Genomic DNA, 20,932 nt, shown 5'->3' with positions numbered 1-20,932 from the left:
TGTGCACGATATGGTTCGCTTAACCCAGCACCCAACTGTCATTTTCATGCTCACTATTTTTGCGCTATTACTGAGCAGCGGAGCTTCACTTTATTTGTATATACAAGTAGGATTCTCAGCAACATGGCTCCTCGTTACCCTAATTGCTGGTGCCTTTGTGCTGTCTTTATATTATCAATTTAATAAGCAAAACAAGCATATGCACTTTGTGCTTAAGTCTCTTGCTAACGGTGATAGCTCTCTAGGTTTGAGTCAACATCATCCCATGCGAACACTCTTGGAAGAAATAAAAGATAGGCTCCAAAGCGCGCACTTTATTGCCCAGCAGCAAGCACATTTCTTACAAACGCTATTAGTTCATATTGACTTAGCGGTGCTGGTTTTTGACAACAAAGGGAATGTCATTGAGTCCAACCCAGCAGTACCTCGCTTGCTCGGCAAAACCATTAATCATATTGAGGACTTAGCGCATATAGCACCACTGATCCATGAATGTGATAACCGCTTAAAAACAATCGCGAATTGGCAGTATGGCGAGCAACAAGACAACTTGTCTATACAAATAACATCGGCGCAGATCCAAGGCCAGATCCGTAAAATAGTAACGCTACAATCCATTAAAGACGCACTGCAAAATAAAGAGCAACAAGCATACAAGCGCCTGACTAAAGTGCTCACCCACGAAGTGGCAAATTCTATTACTCCATTAGCCTCCATTGCGCAAACCTGTGAAAGCTTATTGCCTGAATCCTTAAGTTTTGACGACAAAGAAGATAAACAGGATCTTGCACTCGCGCTTCGTACTCTTGCAAAACGGACAGAGTACCTCGGTGAATTCATCGCCCGCTTTAGAAAAGTCAGCAGCCTACCAAGCCCCGAATTACAACCTTGCCAACTCGCAACTTTGGTGAAAGGGATTTATCAACTACATCAACCCAGCTGTGACGCCGCAGGCCTTAGCATAAAACTAGATGTTCACCATGATCAGTTAGTGATGCTGGACCCAGCACAAATAGAGCAAGTACTTATCAACTTACTTAAAAATGCGATGGAGGTATTGCATCATCAATCAGCCCGAGCACCTCAACAACCCCCATTTATTGTGCTAAAAACTGGCGTCAATGGCACAGGTCAGCATTACATTGAAATCAGCGACAACGGCCCAGGTATCGCAGAGCATGTCGTAGATATGATTTTCGTACCATTTTTTACCACTAAGCAGCAAGGGTCGGGGATCGGGTTAAGCTTATCGCGACAAATCATGCTCAACCATGGTGGCGAATTAGTATACATACAACGTAAGCAAGGAGCCTGTTTTCGCTGCGTGTTTGGTTAATACGCAGGACTCAGCTTCGCGCTTAAGCGTAATTTGAACAAAATTAAAGAAGGGAAAAGCATAGCAGGCAATACTCAGCCTACCGCGCTTTAAGAACCAGATGGCTAGGCAAGTACTCATAGCGCCTACCGACTGTCATTGATTTGCCAAAACCACAAGGCTAAATGACATTATCAAAGCTGCTACTTATTCAAACTTCAGATTAAATAATCCGTAAGATAAGTGGTAGCAATAACAAACAGCCCAGTCCCCAAATGAACTTATTGCTTGTTAGCGAATTAGCACGATACCCCATCACCACTGCAAAGGAACCCAACTTTGGTACCAGCCAAAACAACAACCCCGAAAATAACAGAGTTCCTATGATCACGACCAAGCTCTCTAACAAACCACCTAGCTGATATCGGCTAAGCCAAAGCGCTAAGGCAATGATCACACTTTGATGCCAGAGATAAATAGGAAACACCGCTTTATTGAGTCTCGTAAGCAGTGGATGAGAACGGGTAAGATAACGCGCTGCCAATGCTAATACCAACAAAACAGCACACACGCGCTGTAAAACCAAAATAATGCTACCACACCAAACAATGAAAGGAGTTAGCGAGTCTTGCAACCAGTAAAAGTGATATAAAAGCAGTATAATCATCGCATTAAGTGTAAAAATCCATATCAACATTTTACTGTGGCAAGTCAGCCAAGCCCAAAAATGTGCCGTTTGGCAAGCAGGTAACCGGCAAGCAAAAACACAAATCCTTGAAATTCTCTTTGGCTATCTCCCGCCAGTGCTAACTGAGCCCAAAGTAAACTTGCACCGCCCAGTATGCTCAACGCGTAAGTTGACCAACGTAACGCACTCAAATGCAGAAACATTACGTGAAGCTTTGAGGTCAAAACAATATGCAGCACAGCAAGAAGCACAGTAAAGCACCATAGCGCTCGCAAATACCAAAGATGGTTAACGTCTACATGAGGCCAAATACCGCGTTGATATTGACTAAACAAAGGGCTGTCTAGCTCAATAAAGTGTTTGTAGAAGTCGACATATCCAAATGTTAATCCAGCATTTTGCTGCATTTCAGCGAAAAGTTGCACAGGTACAACGACCCATATACCGAATAACAGCGGCAGTAATAACAAAGGCGTGCGAAAGAGTACCGTGTTACCAGCCCCTTGTTTATCAAAAATGTATCTAAGCGCAACACCAGAGATAAACCAGATCAGCAACATTCGCCATGGCGAGATCAGTAACATTAAATATTCTAGCCACACCGATGAATAAGCACTCTTGTAGTGAAAACCCCAATTAGGTATGTATAACATGGCGGTGTGATAAAAAATGAGTATCGTAAATGCAATAACACGTAGCCAGTCCAGCTCTACTCGCCTGTTTAAATGCTCCATCTTGCTTTCTTTTTAGAAGTAAACTTATCTCCAGGATGCGCCAAAACAGTATATAAAAAAGCAAACATTTGCTTATATAACAACAACTAGGGATAAGCCGTGGAATAGTGGGATAAAATAAGTGACCGCTTTGCGTCCAGTTGCTAGAGTAAAAGAAAAAATTAAACCATGATGTTTTCACGTACCTTTATTCAGCAATATCATCCGTTGATGGCTATCGTGCTTCTCGCCCTCTTTCTGGCGATTAATAACACCTTAAACGCCATTACTCAGATCATGGATGCCAAACGAGATGCAATGCTCGATTTTGCGCTGTGGGAACCATTTGTGTGGGAATATACCAGTGCAATTGCCAGTCTAACCTTAATTCCTGCCATATCTTGGTATTTAAACGCGTTTCCTTGGCAGTGGCATAAACCTGTTAACGTCGCTTTTAGCTTTTTTATTGCCTCACTGTTATTTTGTTGTGGCCATGTTGGCATCATGGTGTTATTACGCGAAACGATTTATTTTGGCTTGCAACTAGATTACAACTTCCACCTTTCTTGGTTTGAACTTATCTATGAATATCAAAAAGATGCTTGGAGTTTTGTGTTCTTTATCGCACTCATAAAAGCTTATCAATTTAGTGTCTCTCATATGCTCGGCGAAGCATCACCGATAAAGCAGCAAAGTGATGACGATGAAGCACTCCAAAAACCAATTCATCATTTGTTGGTACGTAAACTTGGTAAAGAGTTTATCGTTAAAGTTGAAGAGGTTGAGTGGTTACAATCGTCTGGAAATTACGTCAATCTACACGTAAATGGTCGCATTTATCCCCTACGCTCAACGCTTTGTGCATTATGTCAGCGCTTAGACCCTGTAGGCTTTGTTCGCATCCATCGCTCTTTTGCTATTAATGTCTCTCAAGTAGTGAGTATTACGCCACTCGCCAGCGGTGACAGCGAAATCACATTGCAAAGTGGGAAAGTCTTAACGCTTTCGCGAACCTATAAAGCCCAATTTAAGCAACAGCTACGTCTTGAATAAGTGAACAGTACGCAATCATCACGCTACTAAAGTTGATTGCGTCAATATTATTGCTCAATGCTAAATACTGTAACGCTAAAGTTCATTTTGTATCCATTTCACCGCTCTACACTACACAGCCGCAGCAAGTAAGGTGTCTATTTTTGCATTTGCACCGAACTTATATACAATCTTATGTGGTTCAGGCTCTCTACATGGACTGCATAATAAAAGGATAATAAAAAGGCGCTATGAAAAACCTTATCACTCCACTACTCGTTGGGATTTTACTGCTAAATGGCTGTAGTCAAATACAACACCCTCAGCAGCATGATTCAAGGCCAGATAACGCTGTAAAAACAAGCGTTGAAAAGCCAAAAAATATTGTGAAAAAGGAAGTAAAGGCCACAGATAACGCACCATATGATCCGCTCAAAACGGATGATTTATGGCTTCGAATTAAACACCAGCTCAGCTTTGCTGATTCCAACGACAAACGCGTAACGCAGCGAATTGACTGGTATCTCAAGCACCCAAACTATATGGATACCATCAGCGAACGTGCAGCGCCTTTATTGTATTATTTAGTTGAAGAAGTGGAAAAACGCGGTCTGCCCATAGAGCTTGCCTTGATGCCATTAATCGAGAGCGATTTTAACACCCAAGCCTACTCCCATAAACATGCCTCGGGGTTGTGGCAACTCACCCCCCTGATTGCCAAGCATTATGGTGCCAAGATCAATGCTTGGTATGATGGTCGCCAAGATATTGTCGATTCGACCCGGGTTGCATTGGACTTTTTGCAGTACCTACACAAGCGTTTTGATGGTGATTGGTATCATGCTATTGCCGCTTATAATACCGGTGAAGGCCGAGTGCTCGCAGCCATTGAACGTAATAAAAAAGCAGGTAAACCAACTGACTTTTTTCATTTGAAGCTCCCGCGCCAAACCAGACACTACGTACCCAAATTACTTGCAGCCTCACAGCTGCTAAAGCATGACTTGATGAAGTTTCCTAAGATCCCCAACCGTTCGTTAATCAGCGTTATCAAACTTGAGCAACAGGCGGTTTTATCAGACCTTAAAGGCTGGAAAGAAGTAGAGATACTAAATCCAGGATATGCGCGTTTTCCTGCATTGCTTGCAGGCCCTGAGCATATAGTCATCCCAACAGCACGGGTGTCGGAGTGGCAAAACATGCTCGCCAGTTTACCAAAAGTGCCAGCTGATACTTGGCAGCAGTACACCATTCGTCGTGGTGACTCCCTCAGTAGCATCGCAAAACGCTACTCAGTCACGGTGGCTGAGTTAAAGGTTTTCAATCAATTAAAAAGCGACCGGATCCGTGCTGGCAAAACGCTGATTTTACCTATCTTAGCTGACAAACAGCTGGACTATCGTGTTAAACGCGGTGATAGTTTATGGCGCATTGCAAAACAATTTAATGTGAGCGTTGCCAAGCTCAAGCATTGGAACCAGCTGTCATCCGACACGCTGAATATTGGCGATACTTTACAAGTATTCCTATCACCATAATCCCAGATACGCATAGGATGAACATGTCAGAACATAATAATAATAATGTACCTTCTGAGCACAACAGCGACACGACCACGAGTGCGCTATTAACACCACAGCCTCACAAGAACAGGCAAACGCATGGGCGGTTCAAGCTATCTCGCTCAAAGATGAACACCATTTTAGCGCTTTGCGCGATGTTTATTTCTGCGGCCTCTTTTTATGCCACGTACTTGCAAGCCAAAGCGGCACAAGAGCAGGTTTCAGCTGCTGAAAAACAGCTCAAAACGGAAACTTGGCCTTGGTTGCAATTTAGCTACAGTAATTTTGATTTAGACTCGACACAAGCCACTATTCGAGTCGACATTCGTAACTCAGGCACCGGCCCCGCAGTGATCCATCACATCAAATACGAATTGGACGGTGAAACCTATTATGATGTCACCGAGTTAATGGATGCCTGTTGCAATCTACATGCTTATCAAGCGGCATTAAGAGACGCACAAGATGAAGAGTCTAACATCAACTATCTAAAAAAGTTTGGCTGGTATGTCTCTAGCGAGCCACAAAAAATTCTCCTTGCCGATGGTGATAGTTTTAATATCTTCACCATGCCAAAGAGTAATTTTAATCGTGGATTATGGGATAAAATTGATGATCATAAATCTGTTTTCAAAGCACAGGCCTGTTACTGCTCTATACTTAAAGAATGCTATATCACCAATGAGAAAGCGGTGATCACTGAGGTACCCAGTTGTTCGACCATACCGACAAGTTCTATCAACAAGTAATACGTCACCTACTGCAATTTGAAGGTGAAGTATTTCACCTTTATTTAGACGTAAATGGTAATCCAACCATAGGCGTTGGTTTTCATATGCAAACTATTGAGCAATTTTGTCAGCTGCCGATGCAGGACAGACGCGCTAAGCGTGCTGCAACCTTGCAACAAAAGCACGATGAGTACCGCCGGATTAAAAGCAAACCCACAGGCTACAAAGCTTCTTGGTATGCACAATATACTGAACTGACACTGCCTCCGAGCGCCTCAAAACAGCTACTGATCAAACACATTCAAGGTTTTGAGAGTGCACTGGCACACTTTCTCGAGCAACAAGCTGTTGGCTGTATTCCTTATCACAAGCTCCCAACACCTGCGAAGCATGCACTTCTTGATATGGCTTATAACCTAGGGACAAACAAACTGTTTTTAGCGTTTCCTAAGTTGATTAATGCCATCAGCACACAAGACTGGAAACAGGCAAGCCAAGAGTGTAGCCGCCTCCATATTAGCCCTGCTCGAAATGAAGCAACTAAACGCTTGTTCCTTAATTGTCGTAAATACAACCGCTATCAGCTGGGATGGTTTAGCATCTTGTTTGAAAAGCTTAAACGCTGGTTATTTTAACCTTTAGCTGAGAAAAAAGGACGCGATAGGGTCGTAAATCAAGCCCTGCGTATTACGGTGAGAGTGGTAGAGGTGAAATTTTTTTACCGTCAGCGAAAAGGGCGCTATTGGCTTTGCCACAGTCGGCTCTGGCTTACAATTTCTAAATAACGTGATATGGGGTGAGAATGGATGCGGGTTATGATACAAGTCGCACTTTTCTCCAAAAGCGCGTAGCGGGTTGGCTAAATCTAGCAAGGCTTGTGGCTTTTGCTCCGGCTTTAAATAAAAAATACCATTGTGCTGCCAGTAACCATGTTCGCTAAATGACAGCATAAATTTAGGCACCGTTAGGGTGCTGGCAAAATCACACAGTTCGGCCACTTTTGACTCTTCCACCATAGCCAGAAATGCCAGTGTAAGATGCCAATTATTCGGTTGTGTATTGGCTTTGCTGGCACTCACGCTATCGACTAGCCACTGGCCGATATGTGCGCGAGCGTCGTCATCCATGCCAATACCAAAAAATAATCGCTTTTGCATCTCACACCTTTACCTTAAGGTTTAACTAACCGTTTCCCTACTAAAGTTAGCATAATCCCAGCAGAGAAACACAATAAGCCAATAAATTGCAGCCAGGCATTCTCTGCTCGCTTACTAAATGTAGACCCTTGAAAACGATAATGCCTTCTACCATCGGTTACCGATTCGGTATAAGCACTTCCTCTGTAATCTGATAAAAATACTGTTTTTTTGTCTAAGCGCTTTGCCATGGCAAGCTGAACTTGCTCAAAAAACTCACGGTCACCATTCTTACTATGAGGAACGAGATATGCGTGCCATTTGTTGTATAACTCAACGGGCTCGCCAGCTTGCAATACTCCCTGAGATTGATATTCAAACAGTTTTTCACTAAAAAAAAGTCTGTTTGTAGCCACTCCAAAATAGCCCTACACCGAGAGACACTAACAACACTGCTAGCATTGCAAGTTGCTTATATTGCTTTTGTTTTGATTGTTGATGTTGCTTATACCAATACTCTATATCTGGTATTTGGCTTAGTTCTTCACGCTTCCCTTGTGCTGATAAGGTTTGCATACATTCATCTAAAGATAAATTAAGCGCTGTCAGTAACTTTCTAAATACCTCATTAGAAGGTACAGACTTGTCGTTTTCTAGTTTCGATAAATAGCTTTGCTCAACGCACATTTGCTCTGCTAGCTGTGGTTGGCTCAAACCTTTTTGTGTACGGATCTGTTTAATAAAGTGTCCTAGTGTCATCACGGTCATCCTCGTTTATTATTGTTGCGACCCGGCACATTCTTGGCAATTCCTTGATAAATACCAAGTTGAATATTCAGGAATAAGTATGAATATCATAACATTACGTAAATTTCACGATTGCTTGTGCGTTTATCTACAAGGTTGCGGTTAATATAATGCTTTTTGATGCAGCCGCGCGCGAAACTCGCTAGGTGTGCACGCCTTTAGTGCTTGAAAACGGCGATTAAAGTTAGAGATGTTATTAAAGCCACACTGATCCGAAATAACGCTGATGGGAGAAGCTGAACTAATCAAAAGCTTACATGCTTTGGCGATCCGAAGCTGATTAATAAATTCTGTGACAGTGCGCTCCGTACGCTTTTTAAAAAAACGATGGAAATGGTTGGTGCTCATGTGCACTTGCTGGGCAAGGTCATTCGCACTCAATTTGTCTGTATAATGCTCATAAATATAGGCAATTACTCTATCGAACTTATCCTTGGCAGGATCATGGCGAGGGTCAAAGCGAAAACCACTACTAGCCAAATGTTGATAGTTTGATGTTGTCATCAAGGTGAGCATTTCAAGTAGTAATACAAAGCGCATTAGCGGCTCAGCATTTGCTATTTGCTCAAACCAGATTTTGGCTTGTTTTGCGACCTCCACAGGAAACTTAACGCCACGTCGTGCAGCATTTAATAACTCAGATAAGCCATGTAGTTCTGGATGCTGCGCCACTAGAGATTCTAACCAAGGCGCGGGAATTTGCGCGACGTGAACAACATGAGCAGAGTGATCAGGATTAGGTTTTGACTGCCAAGTATGCGGCAGATCTGGACCTAAGATAACCAAATCTAAATCTTCATAAGGCGCAATGTGATCGCCCACATGACATACACCGACACTGTTGAGCGTCAAACAGATCTCATATTCTGGGTGATAGTGCCAATTAAAAGGAATTTCCGGCAATTGATATAGGCAATAACGCCATGAACACCCGGGAGATGGCAGCACTTTTTCGTACATCGCTCGCATAGCAACTTCCTTTTACTGTGGGCTAATAAAACTCAACACCTGCTAGCTTTAATAAACCTATTAAAAATCTGCATGTTATAAGTTTTTATAACCACCACTCATTACACCTAGTTACATATCATGCAAATTCAATCACTAAACAATATTAATCTATCGAAATATAGCGATAACCCAAAGTGCAGTGAAGTATTTTTGTCAAATACCTCCTATTTAAGCGTGAAAAGTATCATTAGTAGATAGAAAGATACCGCTCAAAAAACATCCAAGACGATACCCTAGTTTCTGCCAACAACAAATAGGAACAATGGGCAGAACAATGAAAACAACTAAGTTGAAGCAATTTAAATTAAACAAGCTTGCCACCATAGTGACAGCAAGTACCCTATCGCCTTTTTTACTCACCTTATCGCCATCCACACTCGCTGCGGAAGAAGGCGCCACAGAAAATGTTGAAGTGATTGAAGTTCGAGGTATACGCCGCTCACTTGAAGCCTCTATGAATACCAAACGCTTTGCCGATGGCATTGTCGATGCCATCACTTCGGAGGATATTGGTAAGTTCCCTGACAAAAACATTGGTGATGCACTTCAGCGTATTTCAGGGGTCACAGTTGAGCGTCAATATGGCGAAGTCAGTGGCGTTACTATCCGTGGTACTGCCCCCGAACAATCACGTATTTTATTAAATGGTCAGTCCGTTGCTAGTACCGATTGGTATGACTTGGGGCCATCTACCCGAACATTTAACATGGAACTGTTATCAGCAGAGCAAGTAGCCGCAGTGAATGTCTACAAAACACCGGAAGCAAACATTGAAGAAGGTGCTTTAGGCGGTACAGTAAACCTTGTCACGCGCAAACCTTTAGACTTAGCGGCCCACACCTATATGGTATCAGCCGAGGCTGGTCGCTCCACTTTGTATGATGAAAATGATTTAAGTGGCTCGTTTTTGGGTAGCTGGAAAAGCGACGATGAAAAATTTGGTGTCTTAGCCGCATATTCATTAGAGCGGTTAACCTCTGGACGCCATGTCATAGAATCCATCGGCTCTTATGGCGAACAATTTAAAGCCAATCCAGATACCAATCAAGTATCACATATCTCGGCATGGGCAATTGGCTCCCAAGCATTTAGAGCCGAACGGGAGCGTACCAGCGCACAGCTCACCGCACAATTTGCACCAAGTGAAAACACCGAGTTCACAGTAGACTATTTTAACTTTGAATTCGACAACCCACATGTTAACCATAACTTCCTTACTGTTACCGGTCGTGGGGCAGGAACGACGGATGTCACTACCAATGATGCAGGCGGCGCTGAACGCGCAAGGGTATTACCTGCTTACGCATCAATCATCTATAACCCCACGATACGTAACGCTGTCAACATGGAAGTTGATGTCTTAAACCTCAGTGGTAAATATGTCGGTGATACCTTTGAGGTTAGTGGCGTGATTGGTCGCTCTACTTCGGATGGTGGTACGCAGTTTGGCTCCTCAAGTTGGTGGATCCCAGCAACCGATGAAGGAGACAAAATTGGCGATCCTGCTTTCCCTAATGGTCAAAATAGTACCGATGGTGGCTTTACTTATGATGCCACAGGCCCTTATCAAATTTGGTTTGATTCGCTAGATCCGACCGATGCCTCCCAGCTCAAATTTGCTCATGAATCAAACTTCCAAACGACGGTTCAAGAGCATGAAGTAAGTTATGCACAAGCAGATATTAAATGGATGCTAGAACATGATTACTTCAAGAACATCAAAGCAGGCGTCAAAGTAAACAAAAATGAATTTTCACGTATCGCGCTGCAACGAAACCCTGCTGATGTTATCGGCTTTGTGCCTGATGGAAATAGTTTAGCCAATTGGAGTGATGGTGTTTTTACCGATCTGCACTCACAAACGGGTGGCCACATTCTGAATTCATATGCCAAGCTTGATGAAGACAAGTGGTGGGATTTCATTACTGGAAAATATGAAGCGGGTGAACTGATCGAGCAGCAAGATCTTGGTAAGACCTATCATGTTGAAGAAGATGTGCTCGCCATCTATGTGCAAAGTGACTTCAGCGGTGAAAACTTCCGCGGTAATATCGGCTTACGCTATATAGACACCGAACAGCAGTCCACCGGTTATGTCGATAATACAACCTTTGATGAAACGGTAGACTATGATAACTGGCTGCCCAGCATCAACTTCGCCTATGACTTCAGTGACGACATTATTATCCGTGCGGCTGCCTCTAGCGTGATGTCTCGAGTCAATTATAACGACTTAAAACCAGGTCTGGCGATTGATGCGAATTTTGGTTCAGCCAAAGGTGGTAACCCCAACCTTAAACCATACGAAGCCGATCAAGCGGATATTGGTGTTGAATATTACTTTACCTCAGCTTCGTTATTTTCAGCAGCCGTTTTTGTGAAAAAGATTGACAACGTTGTCTTTTCTACAGAAGCCGTTGAATATGTAGACGGATGCGGAACCGACCCTTCTAAATATGATCAATGCCGAGTCACGCGCCCGCGTAGTAACGGAGACGGTGATGTAACTGGAATAGAACTGCAACTTCAACATAGCTTTGATAATGGCTTTGGCTTTATTACTAACTACACCTACGTGGATAGTGAAACCACTACACCAGATAATACAAAAGAAATGGTGCCGGGTGTATCTGAAAACTCATTCAATGGCTCACTCTTTTTCGAAAACGAGCAATTTAGTGCACGTATCGCTTATAACTGGCGCAGTGAATGGATTGGTTTAGGTGCGGCGCAAGCTGTGCGCAACGACAGCTACCAGCAATGGGATGCGTCTTTGGTATGGCACGCACTGGATAACTTAGATGTGAGCTTGGAGGGGGTAAACCTGACCAATGAAGTTATCCAGTCTTACGATACTAAGTATAACTTAACCCAAAATACCATTGAATTTGGTACTCGTTATTATCTTGGCGTTAGCTATAAGTTCTAACCTTGGAGCCTCAGTCGTTGACGGCTGGGGTCATTTGTCTATGAAAACTCATTTGCCTACAAAAACAATACAGTCACTAACAATTCTTGGTGGCGGTACTGCGGGTTGGATGTGTGCAGCCTATCTTGCTAAGCATCAACCTACTTTATCCGTCACAGTGATTGAGTCGCCACACATTGCCAGCATCGGTGTCGGTGAAGGCTCAACGCCGCATTTACAGCATTTTATGCAGAGCCTTGGAGTAAAAGAATGCGATTGGATGCCTGCATGTCAGGCAAGCTATAAAACGGGGATCTACTTTGATAACTGGAATGGCGACAATAGCGGCTATTTCCATCCCTTTTTTTCAGAAATGGATGCAAAAACCGCAGAAGTCTACTTTGTCAACGCCAATGCAAGACGCCGTGGTAGTGAGTATATTGATAAGCCTGAGCATTATTTTTTGGCGGCGGTACTTGCCGACAAGCAGCAAGCACCGATACCACAACAACCACTACCAAGAGCGCTTGAGTTCGGTTATCACTTTGATGCGCAAAAGCTTGCACAATGGTTAAGTGCATTTAGCCTAGCGCGAGGCGTCAAGCACAGACAAAGCACAGTAACTAGCGTACAGCATGACTCCCAAACAGTTATCGCGCTGACGCTGGAGTCAGGTGAGCAAATAAAGAGTGATTTTTACGTCGATGCCTCAGGATTTAACGGACTATTGATAGAAAAAACGCTCGAAGTGCCTTTTATTTCCTTTTCTGACCAACTACTCAATGATTCAGCCATCGCTATTGCTGGGGATAAAATAACCCCACTGCCCTCAAGCACAGCGGCTATCGCTATGCCGTGTGGCTGGCGCTGGCAAATCCCACTGCAAGGCAGAACAGGGCATGGTTACGTGTATAGCAGCGCACATATCAGCGCCCAACAGGCTGAGGCTCAACTGCGTCAAGCCGCGCAACTTGATACCGGACCCGCCAAGCACCTCACCATGAAAGTGGGCATGATGGCACGTTGTGTTGAAGGCAATGTGTTTGCCATTGGCCTTGCACAGAGTTTTATCGAGCCACTCGAAGCCACCGCGCTGATGGTCACAGGCTATAGCATTGAATTATTACATCGCCTGCTTTCGCAACAGCTTGAGGCACAAGCCATCAATCAACAACTATCTGATCTGGTGCTCGGTATTAAAGAATATGTACTGGCACATTACGCTACCAGCAAGCGTACAGATACTCAGTATTGGCAAGACGCCAAAGCCGCAGCGTTGAATGTACGCGAGCTTGATGCGCTGCTCACGCACTGGTGTGACGGCGGCGATTTTGACGCTTGGCTGCACCAACACAGATCTCAGTCACCTTATATTCGTCCAAGCTGGTACTGCTTACTTGGCGGAATGGATCATCGCGACAGCTGCTGCCAAATGCCCTTTGAGCAAGCACCAACACATATTGAGCTTGCCGCAAAAGCATACCTAACACACTTGAGCGACAAGCATTTTATTGCTCATACCAAGGCATTGCAGCAATTGCTGCTAAGCGATCAACGCAGTGCATAACCCAATTGTGGGTGGTGGTGAGGTTCCCCTTGATCTTTTTGTTTGTCTGCCCACAAGCGAAATTTTCACGCCATCACCCCTGTTTATTTAAGGTGGAAATACAATATGAAAAAAAGCTACCTCGTAATTGCCTTAGTATTGGCAACCTTTTTTACGGTGTCTTTTATTACCAATATTTTAGGCGCGATTTTTCCTGCATTAATAGAAAGCTATGACATAGGCCTCACGCTTGCAGGCTTTTTTCCATTCGCTTTTTTTATTGCTTATGGTGTGATGTCTATTCCTGCAGGTTTGCTGGTGCAGCGCGTGGGAGAAAAAAGCGTGATGCAGCTGGCATTCACGCTAGCGGCAATGGGCGCAACAACCTTTGTGCTGCTTCCCTCTTTTGCTATCGCTATGGTTGCGCTGTTTATGCTCGGGTGTGCCATGGCATTACTACAAGTCGCTATCAACCCCTTGCTGAGAGCCAGCGGCGGCGCAGAGCATTTTGCCGTGCTCTCGGTGCTTGCACAGTTGATGTTTGGCGCTGCGGCAACTCTCGCCCCGCTGGTGTATAGCAAACTACAATCTCAAGTCACCAATGCAGAGCAGGTTGGTGCAGCTTTAACTCACTTTATTCCTGCCGATAAAAGCTGGTTGAGCATCTATGTGGTATTTGCACTACTGAGTGTGGCCATGTTAGTACTCTCACAACTTACTCCATTTAGCGCGGTGCCTGAGCAAAAGAAGCAAAAGCTAAGCTGGTCACAAAGTGTCGCTTTTTTTAACAATAAAACCGCATTAAAATTCTTTGCTGCCATCGCTGCTTACGTCGCCCTTGAGCAAGGCGTGGCCAATCTTATTTCGGCCTTTTTGCAGCAATATCATGGCCTAGAGCCAACCACTCAGGGCGCAAAAGTGGTTAGCGAGTTTTGGCTATGTTTAACCTTAGGCTGCCTATTTGGGCTAGCACTGCTTAAATTTATTGATGCTCAAAAGCTACTAGTTTTATTCAGCCTTGGCGCTGCTACCGCACTACTATGTGCATTATTCGGTAGCACCGCTGTTGCCCTCGTTGCCTTTCCACTGGTTGGTTTCTTTCTCTCTATCATGTGGTCGGTTATCTTTGCCTTGGCATTAAACTCATTCAAAACTGGCCACGGTGCAATCACGGGAATTTTATGCACTGGGATCATTGGCGGCGCCTTTATGTCTCCCATTATTGGTTTAGCCGCGGAGCTGAGTGACAACTTACAGCTCGCAGCCCTACTGCTATTACTGCCGCTTAGCTATATTTTAAGTGTTGGTGTATGGGCTAATCCATTGATTAAAAATAAGACTTTTGGCAATAGTCAAAAGATGCTGTCTCACCCTCTAAGCGAAAATAGTTAAATGACGATGGATCACTCTTTATTATGTATCGACTTAGGCGGCACCAAAGCCCTTGTGGCTTCGGTTGCCCGCCATGAAGCCCAGCAGATACGCCAATATACGGTACCCAATCAAGCCGGTGTCGACCAAGTTAACGCCTTTATTATGCGCTTAATCGCCGATAACCTCACGGTCAACACAACCGGTATTGCCATTGGGGTACCAAGTACCCTAGATATACACAGCGGCACCGTGCTGACAACGCAAAATATCCCTAATTGGCAACATGTGCCGCTAAAGTCGTTGTTAGAACGCCGATTTTCGTTACCTGTGGTTGTGCATAATGATGCTAACTGTTTTGCATTTGGTGAATACTTATATGGTCGCCACCATGCCAGCAATCTAATTGGCCTCTGCCTTGGTACAGGCATTGGTGCCGGTTTTGTGTTTAACGGTAATTTATATACGGGTAACCATAGTGCCGCTGGAGAGCTGGGCAACTTAAGCTATCTCGATGGAATTATTGAAGACTATGCTTCAGGACAGTTTTTTCAGCGACAAGGTATTGAAGGAAAATGGTTGGCCGAACAAGCACACCGTGGCGACCCATTTGCACTACAGCAATTTGAGACTTTTGGCAGTCATGTTGGTCATGCACTCGCGCAAGTCGTCATGATGCTCAACCCTGATGTGATTGTGCTTGGCGGCTCTGTCACGCACTCATACCACTATTTTAAAGCGGCTCTCGATGCCAACATGCAGCAGTTACTTGGCGATACGCTGGCGCAATCCGTTCGCGTCATTCCAAGCGGCCTTAACCATGCTCCACTTCTAGGGGCATATGGACTGTTTCATCACTATAAAACTCACCATAATAACAAGGAACTAGCCAATGAAGTTTAACCGGCTTATTGCGCTACTTTTTGGGGTGTCGTCACCCCTTTATGCGCTCGACCAAACCACATTAAACTGGCTGAGCCAGAATCTGGATGTTAACTATACCTTATTAGATAGTAAGCCCAGTACCTGCCCAAAAGCACAACAAAAGTGTTATTACTCAGAGTTGAGCTTTAGCGTAGCCACAGAAAATACAAAGGCAAACCAAGACTTTGCTATCTTTTTTAGCCAACTAATGCCGATTTACCATGTTGAGGGCGATACCTTTACCATCACCCATATCAATGGTGACATCCATAAAATCACACCGACCTCAAAATTTACTGGATTTTCCAGCGCTTCTACTACAGTGCGTTTCTACACTAAGGACTCTCAAGTTACACGCTCGGAGTTTATGCCAAACTATGTTGTAACGGACGCACAGCTTCAGCTCACCCCACAAATCATCCTCAGCACACAACCTCAACTTGATAACGACACCGGCCTTGAATTACAACCTTATCTAATGCCATTTGATACGCTCAATCAACTGCAAACCAGCAGCAAAGACAAGACGCCATGGATGGGGAGTGAATACTTACATCAGCATCAAGTTAGGCCAACGCTTGATGCCGCAACAGGGCTGATCCCAAAGCCCAAGCAAATAACGGTACTGTCTGACAAACGACTGAACCTTGCAGCTGGTATTAATTTGCAACTTTCAGGCGTTTCGGCTGATGCGATTGCCATGGCACAACAGCGACTCAATACTCTCGGGGTAAAAAGCACCAAAGACGGGCTTAAAGTGAATGTCGCTGTAAAGCCAAATAAGCAATCAAGTCCACATTATCACCTGACGGTCGCCGAAAATAATATCTCAATCCAAGCCAATAACAGCGCCGCCGCATTTTATGCGCTACAAAGCCTTGCGGGACTACTAGATATTAGCGACTTGAGTATTCCTATGGTGGAGGTTGTTGATGCACCAAGATATGACTTTCGTGGTTTACACGTGGACGTTGCCCGCAACTTTCGCTCCAAAGCCTTTATTATGCAAACCATTGAACAGATGGCAGCATATAAGTTAAATAAGCTGCACCTGCATTTAGCCGATGATGAAGGCTGGCGCTTAGCCATTGACGGTCTTGATGAACTGACCTCAGTAGGCGCTTACCGCTGTTTTGATTTAACCGAAACGCGTTGCTTGTTGCCACAACTAGGCGCAGGCAATGATAAAAATTCGCACATCAATGGCTTTTACTCCGCAGCGGACTATATCGAGATCCTACGCTATGCCAACGCCCACCATATTGAGGTACTGCCCTCGTTAGATATGCCGGGACACTCTCGCGCTGCAATCATCGCCATGGAAGCACGCTACAAAAAGCTGATGGCACAAGGCAAGCAAGCTGACGCTGAGCAATACCGTTTAATAGAGCCTGCTGATCAGACGCGTTACCACTCTATCCAACATTACTACGACAATACGCTAAATGTCTGTATTGCAAATACTTACACCTTTATTGACAAAGTATTGAGTGAAGTAAAAGCACTACATGACCGCGCTGGAGTACCACTTCACACCTATCATATCGGTGCCGATGAAACCGCAGGGGCTTGGCTAAAATCTCCCGCATGTGAAAAATTGCGCTCAAGTGTGAAAGATTTTACCAGCTTTAACGGTTACTTCATTGAACGGATCGCAAAGTTACTTGATAAAAAAGGAATACAGGTTGCGGGTTGGAGCGATGGCTTAAGCGATGTACGGGCTGCGAATATGCCAGCTAAAGTACAGAGTAATGCTTGGGCGACATTAAGCGAAAACGGGCACGCGGTCGCCCATCGCTTCGCCAATCAGGGCTGGCAGGTTGTCTTGTCTAGCCCTGATGTAACCTACTTTGACTTTCCATACCAGTCACACCCACAGGAGCGCGGCAACCACTGGGCGGGTCGCGCTATCGAAAGCAAAAAGATATTTGAGTTTATGCCAGACAATCTTCCTGCCCATGCAGAGATCTGGACAAATACCAATAACCACGCCTACGTAGCCAACGACGGCGACTCATCGCTAAACCAAGGGGTGAAATTTTTCGGAGTTCAAGGGCATCTGTGGAGTGAAATGCTGCGCAGTGATGCACAAGCACAATACATGCTTTATCCACGGCTCTTGGCGCTTGCAGAGCGGGCATGGCACCACGCAGAGTGGGAATTACCCTATCAAGCTGGTCGTATATACAACCAATCTAGCGGTTATTTTACTGCGAAGTTAAAAGCACAGCGAGAGGCTGACTGGCAACGGTTTGTAGCAATATTAGGCTTTCAAGAAATACCCAAATTAGCGCAGGCTAATATCGCTTTTCGGATCCCAACAGTGGCCGCAACCACGTTGCATTCTGGCAAGCTGGATGCGTTTACCACCATTCCAGGCTTTGTTATTGAAGCGCAAAAAGCCGATGGACAGTGGCTGCCCTTTTCTCCTTCATTGCGCACTGTGCGGGCACTGAGGGCAAGAGAGCCAATAACAGGAAGAGTCGGTCGCGCAATGCCGTTGCAGCAATCGTATTCACCCTTGGAGTCTCTCACACTAAGACCAACAAAAGCACGCTAGATAGCGGCAACTACTGCCAACACACTGCAAAGCAAATTGTAACTCTAAGCTTTAGTTAATTAACCTGAGCTTCGGATAATTAGCTAGCCAAATTCTCGCTATTGGCTAGCGCTTGACGTGTGAATGTTTATGGATAACCTAACCAAGAAACGGCTGGCTTAGAGCAATTATGCAACCTCACGACTATATTTGGTAGCACCTTGATAGCGTCCAAAGCTGCTCGATAAAGGCGCACCAAATATATACCAGCACTTAGTCTTTCTCTAAACGCGCAATTACTTCCGCAATTAAGCTGGTCACTTGCGCTCGGTCTTCCCAATCCACAGCTTCCCAATCAATACCAAGGTCTAATTCTGAAATATCAGTAAACAAGAGCTTTTTCAACAATGAACTAGAAGCAATGTTCTTAATACTATAGTTCTGCTTTTTAATACTAGTTGCACTTTTTCCCTCTAGTGCATCTGATATTTTTGCTCCAATTGCTTTTCGATCACCAATATTCAATACTTTTTTATCGTGTTGGATTTTGTAATCATTTTCAATTTTCAAAACAACTTTTTTTACTTTTACAAAAGAAAAGCTTAATCCATTTTCGTATGCTCGAATGACCTCAGGGTACCTTGTTAAAACATTGTAGTTGTCAAAAGCCCCTAAAGAAATACCAAGATACTTTGCCTTTTCTCTAACAGTAATTCGCTTTTCACCAATTTTAAGGCGAGCTTGATCTAAGTAGTCAACTTCCATCATCGCTGCTAAAAATGCTTGTAGCTTACCGTATTGAGGGAGATCCTCTCTACTGGCATTTTCTTGGAACTGTTTGACTTTTGAGAGTATTGGCTTGCGTGCATAGACTTTAAACTGAGCAACATGACCAAACCCATAAGCGAAAACCAGTGCAAAAAAGCGCCTGTGTCCAGTGAGTATCTGATACTTACCATCATCAGTAGGGTATACCGTAGGCACTTGTATCATTTCAGATACAGCAATATTTTCTCCAAGTTCAACGATTGACTCTATTGTCGTATTCGCCTTTTTCCATTCGCTTGAACCATATTTAAGACAATTTACAATGCAAGACTTACCAACAAGAACATAGTTCTCCCCGTTGTATAGATCACATAATTTACGCTTGGATATCGCTCTAGATATAAATTGTTTCGCATGCTCATCTTCAATAAAAATACATGGCATAAATCTAGCGTTGGAAATATCCGGAGTAACCGAACTGAGAAAAAGAGATTTATACTCAAATGGTTCGCTATGCAGAAACTCTTTGTTATTCACTGTCGCAAGTAAAAGCTGTTCTAGGTTTTCGGCCATGGTTTCTGAGGACTCCGTAAAGATATTTAGCTACAACAAAAAGGTCATATGCTGACGAAGCATACATCCTATAAAGTTAATGCTCTCATGTTATCTAAAGATAAGATTAAGAGGCATTATTATATTGCAACTCAAAATGGTTTAGTACCTTTTAATAAAATAATTACTAGGTTGAAAATTAGCATTAGCCATCACTTTTGGAGCAAGGTTTATTCTTCCCAAAATCCCAAAAAACAAAATAAAAGCAATAAATTCAATAATTTGAATTCGAACGTTTGCGAGGGTAAATAAGAATTCATAAGTACCAAGCTGCGCTTTTCCTCTGTAACCTTAAAAACAAGGTAATGTGCAGACACATCACTTCAATATTGACCTGTACAACATGTTAAAGCTCAACAGAAAAGTAGGTTATTCATGAAACAAAATACAATGATAAAAATAGAAGAGACACTTAACCATACACTTTCAAACAAAGAGTATGCGCTAATCAAGTGGGCGTATAGCCACGGTTATGCTTCGGGACATACAAATGGCTTAGATGGTATTTTTATTAGTTCCAGCGCAATCCAAGACTTACTAGGTGTAGATTTGCAGGAAAAGTTTGATACTCAAGATTTTGTATCAGACCTTGATTAATCCTTATAATGGTACATAAAACTCAGCCAAAGCATATCACCACAACAAGCCTGGCAAGCTACAAAAATTATAATAAATGAGCCTGCCGGGGCTTGCTGATATTAACTTTTAATCGCTATTCATTAGATTTCTATCGTATTACACCTTCTCTTAGGTTTGTGCTGTTGTACATATTCAAATATTTCCTGAGCACACAACGAGGCGCTATTACGAGTCGTATCAACTTCTAAATCATAATCCAAAAAGTTATGTGTAGTTGGAATTTGCTGAATTGATAATCCTATCGGCCTATCTGCTCTTTGCTGCTCTCTGCTAGCTAATACGGCTGGGTCACAATGCACACCAACAATATAAGCATCGAACTTAGACAAGTTGTCTTGGCATGCAGCATGATAAAAAATCTCCTCACTAAACACTGCATCAACGATAATATCAATGTTACTTTCGGTCAGAGCAAAAATACTGCGATGAAAGCCCTGTAATATATCATTTGAGCTATTTTCATCTATCTTCGCGAGCAAAAGCGCATCCTGTCTGTATTTTGCTGGAAAATTAAATAAGAAGTCATCCATGCTAAAGTGAAAGTAAGGCTCACTTGCAAGCGCTTGAAACTCTCTTGCAATTGAACTTTTACCCGAGCTAGAAACACCATTTAAAAAAATACAAGCCATA

Annotated in this window: 19 protein-coding genes; 11 read left to right on the top strand and 8 right to left on the bottom strand. The window is 43.6% G+C overall.

All coding sequences use genetic code 11. The features are described from left to right. Nucleotides 1-10: 10 nt before the first annotated feature. A complete protein-coding gene (locus D9603_RS04760; protein ID WP_128730467.1) occupies nucleotides 11-1,336 on the top strand; it encodes an ATP-binding protein in 1,326 nt (441 codons plus the stop codon). Between the two features lie 202 nt (nucleotides 1,337-1,538). Here D9603_RS04760 and D9603_RS22065 read toward each other — a convergent pair whose 3' ends face one another. Both D9603_RS22065 and D9603_RS22060 read right to left on the bottom strand, forming a co-directional pair. Further along, on the bottom strand, nucleotides 1,539-2,012 hold the full coding sequence (locus D9603_RS22065; RefSeq protein WP_241651584.1) for a hypothetical protein: 474 nt from the start codon (nucleotides 2,010-2,012) through the stop codon (nucleotides 1,539-1,541). A 14-nt stretch (nucleotides 2,013-2,026) separates the two neighbouring features. Further along, nucleotides 2,027-2,737, bottom strand: coding sequence for an acyltransferase family protein (locus D9603_RS22060; RefSeq protein WP_241651583.1), 711 nt, complete (start codon nucleotides 2,735-2,737; stop codon nucleotides 2,027-2,029). 168 nt (nucleotides 2,738-2,905) lie between these two features. Between D9603_RS22060 and D9603_RS04750 the strand changes: the two genes are divergently transcribed. From D9603_RS04750 to D9603_RS04735, 4 genes are all read left to right on the top strand, one after another. Continuing rightward, nucleotides 2,906-3,769, top strand: coding sequence for a LytTR family DNA-binding domain-containing protein (locus D9603_RS04750; protein WP_128730466.1), 864 nt, complete (start codon nucleotides 2,906-2,908; stop codon nucleotides 3,767-3,769). Nucleotides 3,770-3,999: 230 nt separating this feature from the next. Further along, a complete protein-coding gene (locus tag D9603_RS04745) occupies nucleotides 4,000-5,286 on the top strand; it encodes a LysM peptidoglycan-binding domain-containing protein (protein WP_128730465.1) in 1,287 nt (428 codons plus the stop codon). 23 nt (nucleotides 5,287-5,309) lie between these two features. Next, nucleotides 5,310-6,059 (top strand): hypothetical protein, encoded by a 750-nt coding sequence (locus tag D9603_RS04740; protein ID WP_128730464.1) that lies wholly within the window; start codon nucleotides 5,310-5,312, stop codon nucleotides 6,057-6,059. Further along, nucleotides 6,023-6,676, top strand: coding sequence for a hypothetical protein (locus tag D9603_RS04735; protein ID WP_194086949.1), 654 nt, complete (start codon nucleotides 6,023-6,025; stop codon nucleotides 6,674-6,676). The genes D9603_RS04740 and D9603_RS04735 overlap by 37 nt, the downstream gene beginning before the upstream one ends. 3 nt (nucleotides 6,677-6,679) lie before the next feature. Here D9603_RS04735 and thpR read toward each other — a convergent pair whose 3' ends face one another. The 4 genes from thpR to D9603_RS04720 form a co-directional block, all read right to left on the bottom strand. After that, the gene (gene thpR, locus D9603_RS04730) at nucleotides 6,680-7,198 is read right to left on the bottom strand and encodes an RNA 2',3'-cyclic phosphodiesterase (RefSeq protein WP_128730463.1); all 519 of its coding nucleotides are present in this window, start codon (nucleotides 7,196-7,198) and stop codon (nucleotides 6,680-6,682) included. A 14-nt stretch (nucleotides 7,199-7,212) separates the two neighbouring features. Then, a complete protein-coding gene (locus D9603_RS22055; protein WP_241651582.1) occupies nucleotides 7,213-7,593 on the bottom strand; it encodes a hypothetical protein in 381 nt (126 codons plus the stop codon). Beyond that, the gene (locus tag D9603_RS22050; protein WP_241651581.1) at nucleotides 7,568-7,936 is read right to left on the bottom strand and encodes a helix-turn-helix domain-containing protein; all 369 of its coding nucleotides are present in this window, start codon (nucleotides 7,934-7,936) and stop codon (nucleotides 7,568-7,570) included. Before D9603_RS22050 ends, D9603_RS22055 begins: the two co-directional genes overlap by 26 nt. A 150-nt stretch (nucleotides 7,937-8,086) precedes the next feature. Then, entirely contained in the window at nucleotides 8,087-8,953 is an 867-nt protein-coding gene (locus D9603_RS04720) for an AraC family transcriptional regulator (RefSeq protein WP_128730462.1), read from the bottom strand. Nucleotides 8,954-9,269: 316 nt separating this feature from the next. On the opposite strand from D9603_RS04720, the gene D9603_RS04715 reads away from it, so the two are divergent. The 5 genes from D9603_RS04715 (at nucleotide 9,270) to D9603_RS04695 (ending at nucleotide 18,304) form a co-directional block, all read left to right on the top strand. Beyond that, nucleotides 9,270-11,924 carry a TonB-dependent receptor gene (locus D9603_RS04715; protein WP_128730461.1) on the top strand — a complete coding sequence of 885 codons (2,655 nt, stop codon included), beginning with the start codon at nucleotides 9,270-9,272 and terminating at the stop codon, nucleotides 11,922-11,924. 40 nt (nucleotides 11,925-11,964) lie between these two features. Beyond that, on the top strand, nucleotides 11,965-13,470 hold the full coding sequence (locus D9603_RS04710) for a tryptophan halogenase family protein (protein ID WP_128730460.1): 1,506 nt from the start codon (nucleotides 11,965-11,967) through the stop codon (nucleotides 13,468-13,470). Between the two features lie 105 nt (nucleotides 13,471-13,575). Then, nucleotides 13,576-14,841 (top strand): MFS transporter, encoded by a 1,266-nt coding sequence (locus D9603_RS04705; RefSeq protein WP_128730459.1) that lies wholly within the window; start codon nucleotides 13,576-13,578, stop codon nucleotides 14,839-14,841. Nucleotides 14,842-14,847: 6 nt separating this feature from the next. Continuing rightward, complete coding sequence (locus D9603_RS04700) at nucleotides 14,848-15,723, top strand: ROK family protein (protein WP_128730458.1); 876 nt, start codon at nucleotides 14,848-14,850, stop codon at nucleotides 15,721-15,723. Continuing rightward, nucleotides 15,713-18,304: a family 20 glycosylhydrolase gene (locus tag D9603_RS04695; RefSeq protein ID WP_128730457.1), complete on the top strand. Its 2,592-nt coding sequence runs from the start codon at nucleotides 15,713-15,715 to the stop codon at nucleotides 18,302-18,304. Before D9603_RS04700 ends, D9603_RS04695 begins: the two co-directional genes overlap by 11 nt. Before the next feature lie 252 nt (nucleotides 18,305-18,556). Here D9603_RS04695 and D9603_RS04690 read toward each other — a convergent pair whose 3' ends face one another. Beyond that, nucleotides 18,557-19,624: a hypothetical protein gene (locus tag D9603_RS04690; RefSeq protein WP_128730456.1), complete on the bottom strand. Its 1,068-nt coding sequence runs from the start codon at nucleotides 19,622-19,624 to the stop codon at nucleotides 18,557-18,559. Nucleotides 19,625-20,038: 414 nt separating this feature from the next. Between D9603_RS04690 and D9603_RS04685 the strand changes: the two genes are divergently transcribed. Beyond that, complete coding sequence (locus D9603_RS04685) at nucleotides 20,039-20,260, top strand: hypothetical protein (RefSeq protein WP_128730455.1); 222 nt, start codon at nucleotides 20,039-20,041, stop codon at nucleotides 20,258-20,260. A gap of 122 nt (nucleotides 20,261-20,382) precedes the next feature. Here D9603_RS04685 and D9603_RS04680 read toward each other — a convergent pair whose 3' ends face one another. After that, nucleotides 20,383-20,931, bottom strand: a complete 549-nt coding sequence (locus D9603_RS04680) for an AAA family ATPase (protein ID WP_088532147.1) — start codon at nucleotides 20,929-20,931, stop codon at nucleotides 20,383-20,385. Between the last annotated feature and the right edge of the window lies 1 nt (nucleotide 20,932).

It is taken from the genome of Pseudoalteromonas sp. PS5, from assembly GCF_004103255.1.
GTDB classification, from domain to species: domain Bacteria; phylum Pseudomonadota; class Gammaproteobacteria; order Enterobacterales; family Alteromonadaceae; genus Pseudoalteromonas; species Pseudoalteromonas peptidolytica.
Note: the sequence above shows the minus strand (reverse complement) of the source record. Positions and strands in the feature narration are given on the sequence as shown.